The sequence below is a fragment of the Streptomyces sp. NPDC059564 genome (assembly GCF_042735575.1).
Lineage (GTDB): Bacteria > Actinomycetota > Actinomycetes > Streptomycetales > Streptomycetaceae > Streptomyces.
In genome coordinates this window covers 1-4,489 of record NZ_JBHWBP010000486.1, presented here as the reverse complement: position 1 = coordinate 4,489, position 4,489 = coordinate 1, and the positions used below count along the sequence as shown (strand labels likewise).

The following is a 4,489-nucleotide window of genomic DNA, read 5'->3' as shown; positions in this document are numbered from 1 at the left end:
CCGTGTCGGTCAGTGGGCGGCCGGCCCGCTCCAGCCGGCCGGGACGTGGCCGAGGCGGACCCGCTGGGGGTGGTCGCCGACGGGGACGGAGACCCGCTTGGCGCCGGTGGCGAAGTCGATGGCGGTGACCCGGTCCGCGCCGCTCTCGGAGATCACGCAGGCCGTGCCGTCCCCGTCGACCGTGGCCCAGTAGGGCTTGTCGGCCGGGACCAGGGGCCCCTGGGCGAGGGTGGCCCGGTCCACGACGGTCGCGTAGTCGTCCATGGTCCCGGCGACGCACAGCTTCGTGCCGTCGGGGCTCATCGACAGGCCGTGGTGGCGGGAGTCGTTGACCCAGGTGGTGCGGTCGGTGCTGGTGGCGGGGTTGGCCGGGAGTTCCTTGATACGGGTGATCCGGTCGGTGGCCACGTCGTATTCGACGACGCCGTTGAAGAACGACACCTGGAAGTAGAGCTTCGACTCGTCGGGGCTGAAGGACATCGGCCGGACGGCGTCGGAGAGGTCGGAGCGCCCGAAGGCGTCGAGGCGCTGGCGCATGTCGATGACCCGGACCGTACGGAAGGTCTGCGCGTCGACGACGGTGATCTTCCGGTCGCCCTTCGTCCAGTCCAGCCAGGGTGCGTCGAGGGCGGAGGTGACGTCCCCGATGGAACTGTTCCACAGGAAGCGGCCGTCGCGGGAGAAGGTGTTCTCGTGCGGTTTGTCGCCGGTGGCGAAGGAGCCGGTCTGACGGCCGGTGGCGATGTCGAGGACGTGCACGGTGTTGGCGGTCGAGGCGGAGACGGCGACGCGGGTGCCGTCGGGCGAGACCGCCATGTGGTCGGCGCGGAAGCCGGCGACCGGGAAGCGCCAGTTGATCCGGCCGGAGCGGACGTCGAGGGAGACGACGTCGGCGAAGCTGGGGCGGGAGACCACGACCGCGGAGCCGTCGGGGGTGGTGTACATGTCGTCCGCGAACTGGTCGTGGCCCTCGCCGGCGCCGGCCCGTATCCCGAGGAAGAAACCGAGCTTGACGGGGTTGAGGTAGATCTCCCGCAGGCGTTCCTCCTTGTCGGGGATCACGTTGATCCGGCCGATCCCGGCGAGGTCGCCGGTCGAGGCGAGGACGTCGGCGGTGCCGTCCCAGTTGTTGCCGACGAAGAGCACCTCGCGCAGGTCGGCGGCGGCGCTCGGCGCGGGGCCCGCCGCGAGCGTGCCCGCGGCCAGCGCGCAGACGGCGAGGAGCAGGCGCAAGGGGGTGCGGGCGGTGCGTACGGTCCGGGACATCCGCTCAACTCCGTTGTCAGGAAGCGCTGTTACCGGCCGGTAAAATAGACGGGACGACGAAAGGGCGCAACCCTCACGGGGTGCGCCCTTCGTTCAGCTTCGGTCACCGCTTCAAGCGACGGACCCGATCCGGCTGAGAGCCGCCTTCGAGGCGTCCGGGTGGATCGGTATGTGTGCGCCGGTCAGGGCCACGCCGGTGCCGCCGCGGCGGTTCGCGACGATCTCGGCGGCGATGGACAGCGCGGTCTCCTCCGGGGAGCGGGCGCCGAGGTCCAGGCCGATCGGGGAGCGCAGGCGGGCCAGTTCGAGCTCGGTCACGCCCACCTCGCGGAGCCGCTTGTTGCGGTCCTCGTGGGTGCGGCGGGAGCCCATGGCGCCGACGTAGGCGACGGGGAGCCTCAGGGCCAGTTCGAGGAGCGGTACGTCGAACTTGGCGTCGTGGGTCAGGACGCACAGGACGGTCCGGGCGTCGACCCCACCGGATTCGGCCTCGGCCTGCAGGTAGCGGTGGGGCCAGTCGACCACGATCTCGTCCGCCTCGGGGAAACGGTTCTTCGTGGCGAAGACGGGCCGGGCGTCACACAGCGTGACCCGGTAGCCGAGGAACTTGCCGATCCGCACCAGGGCGGAGGCGAAGTCGATGGCGCCGAAGACGATCATCCGCGGGGGCGGGACGCTGGACTCGACGAGCACCTTGAGCGGCTCCCCGCACAGCCGGCCGTCGGCGCCCATCTCCACCACGCCGGTGCGCCCGGCGTCGAGCATGGCGCGGGCCTCCTCGGCGATGGCGCGGTCCAGCTCGGGGTGTCCGCCGAAGCCCCCTTCGAAGGTGCCGTCGCCGCGGACGACCACCGCGCGGCCCATCAGCTCGGCCGGGCCCGTGGCGATCCGTGCCACGGCCGCCGTCTCCCCGTGCGCGGCGGCGGCCAGCGCGAGCGCCAGCACCTCCCGCTGCGGGGAGCCCACCGGGACCGGGGTGACGAGGATGTCGATGATTCCGCCGCAGGTCAGGCCCACGGCGAAGGCATCGTCGTCGCTGTAGCCGAAGCGCTCCTGGACGGTCTCGCCGTCTTCGAGCGCCTGGCGGCACAGCTCGTACACCGCGCCCTCCACGCATCCGCCGGACACCGAGCCGATGGCCGTGCCCTCGCCGTCGACGGCGAGCGCCGCTCCCGGCTGCCGGGGCGCGCTCCCGCCGACCGCCACGACGGTGGCGACGGCGAAGTCTCGTCCCTGCTCGACCCACCGGTTGAGTTCTTCGGCGATGTCCAGCATGTGCGGGCCTCCTCGGAGAGGTGTGGATTCCAGTATCGGATGCGCGGAGGGTCAGGTACGGATCATGGCCGGCCCTACTTGACGCCGAGCCACGCCTCGATGGGGTGGAGGGCGAAGAAGACCAGGAAGACCCCGGTCAGGACCCACATGAAGGCTCCGACCTCGCGCGCCTTGCCCTGAGCGACCTTGATCGCCACGTACGAGATCACACCGGCGGCCACGCCGGGGGTGATCGAGTAGGTGAAGGGCATGATCACCACGGTCAGGAAGACCGGGATGGAGGTCGCGCTGTCGGCCCAGTCCACGTGGCGGGCGTTCTGCATCATCATCGCGCCGATGACCACCAGGGCCGCGGAGGCGACCTCGCTGGGGACGATCTGCGTGATCGGGGTGAAGAAGAGGCAGGCGGCGAAGAAGAGGCCGGTGACGACGGAGGCGAGGCCCGTGCGGGCGCCCTCGCCGACGCCGGTGGCGGACTCGACGAACACGGTCTGGCCGGAGCCGCCCGCGATGCCACCGATGGCGCCACCGGCACCGTCGATGAACAGCGCCTTGGACAGGCCCGGCATCCGGCCCTGGTCGTCGGCGAGCTTGGCCTCGGTGCCGACGCCGATGATGGTGGCCATCGCGTCGAAGAAGCCGGCGAGCACCAGCGTGAAGACGATCATGCCGATCGTCATGAAGCCGACGTCGCCCCAGCCGCCGAACTCGACCTTTCCGAAGAGCGAGAAGTCGGGCATCGAGATGGCCGAGCCGCTGAGCTCCGGCGCGCCGCTCTTCCAGGCCTTCGGGTCGATGTCCGCGACGGCGTTCAGGATGGCCGCGAGGACGGTGCCGCCGACGATGCCGATGAGGATCGCGCCGCGGACCTTGCGGGCCTGGAGCATGAAGATCGTCAGCAGGGTGACGCAGAAGAGCAGGACGGGCCAGCCGGCGAGCTCGCCGACGGAGCCGAGCTGGACCGGGGGACCGAACTCGGAGCCCTTGCCGACGAAGCCGGCCTTGACGAGGCCGATCAGGGCGACGAAGAGGCCGATGCCCATGGTGATGGCGTGCTTGAGCGCGAGGGGGATCGCATTCATGATCATCTCTCGGAGGCCGGTGACGACCAGGAGACAGATCACGATGCCGTACATCACGCACATGCCCATGGCCTGCGGCCAGGTCATCTGCGGCGCCACCTGCGAGGACAGCACTCCGGAGACGGAGAGGCCGGCGGCCAGCGCCAGCGGGACCTTGCCGATGAAGCCCATGAGCAGGGTGGTCAGCGCCGCGGCGAAGGCCGTGGCGGTGATCAGCGCCTTCTGGCTCATGGTGTCTCCGGCGACGTCCTTGCCGGAGAGGAGGAGCGGGTTGAGCAGGAGGATGTACGCCATCGCCATGAAGGTCGTGATACCGCCACGGACCTCGTTGCCGACGTTGGACCCTCTGTGCGTTATGTGAAAGTACCGGTCGAGCCAAGATCTCCCGGCGGGGTTCAGAGAGCCGTCGCCGGCCTCTTCCGCTGTGGTCTTGGACTCCACTGATGACTGGGTCATGGTGCCTAACTCCCAAGGTTCAAAGGGGCACCCGCATAAAGATTGGAGACGCGGGATTTGGGAAATTCCGTTTGGCTGCACGACCCGGGGTGACGGCCCGAGGCGACGCAAAATGTGCACTGCGTGTACTGCGGGTAGTGCGGTGGTGACCGCTGGTACTACGTGGGGGTTTTCGGCAGGGGTACTGCCGGGGTGACGAGGACCGCGAGCGGTGCGGTACTGCGTGCTCCGGGCGGTGTGACTGAAAGTGTGACGTTCCCGTGTCACACCGCCCGGAAATCCAGGGGGGTCCGGGGGCCTCGCGGCCCCCCGGCCCCCCCGGGCCGGGGGGGGGCGGGGGGGGGGTCCAGGGGGCGGGGCGGGGGGGTGTGGGGCCGTGCGGGGGGCGGGGGGGTGGGCGCGCGGGGCGG

At 70.5% G+C, this 4,489-nt stretch carries 3 protein-coding genes; all 3 read right to left on the bottom strand.

All coding sequences use genetic code 11. From position 1 onward, the window contains the following. Window positions 1-9: 9 nt before the first annotated feature. The gene (locus ACFV0Q_RS38660; RefSeq protein WP_385012397.1) at window positions 10-1,266 is read right to left on the bottom strand and encodes a YncE family protein; all 1,257 of its coding nucleotides are present in this window, start codon (window positions 1,264-1,266) and stop codon (window positions 10-12) included. A gap of 111 nt (window positions 1,267-1,377) precedes the next feature. Beyond that, entirely contained in the window at window positions 1,378-2,541 is a 1,164-nt protein-coding gene (locus ACFV0Q_RS38655) for an XdhC family protein (RefSeq protein ID WP_385012395.1), read from the bottom strand. A gap of 74 nt (window positions 2,542-2,615) precedes the next feature. Continuing rightward, the gene (locus ACFV0Q_RS38650; RefSeq protein WP_385012393.1) at window positions 2,616-4,079 is read right to left on the bottom strand and encodes an NCS2 family permease; all 1,464 of its coding nucleotides are present in this window, start codon (window positions 4,077-4,079) and stop codon (window positions 2,616-2,618) included. Window positions 4,080-4,489 lie beyond the last annotated feature (410 nt).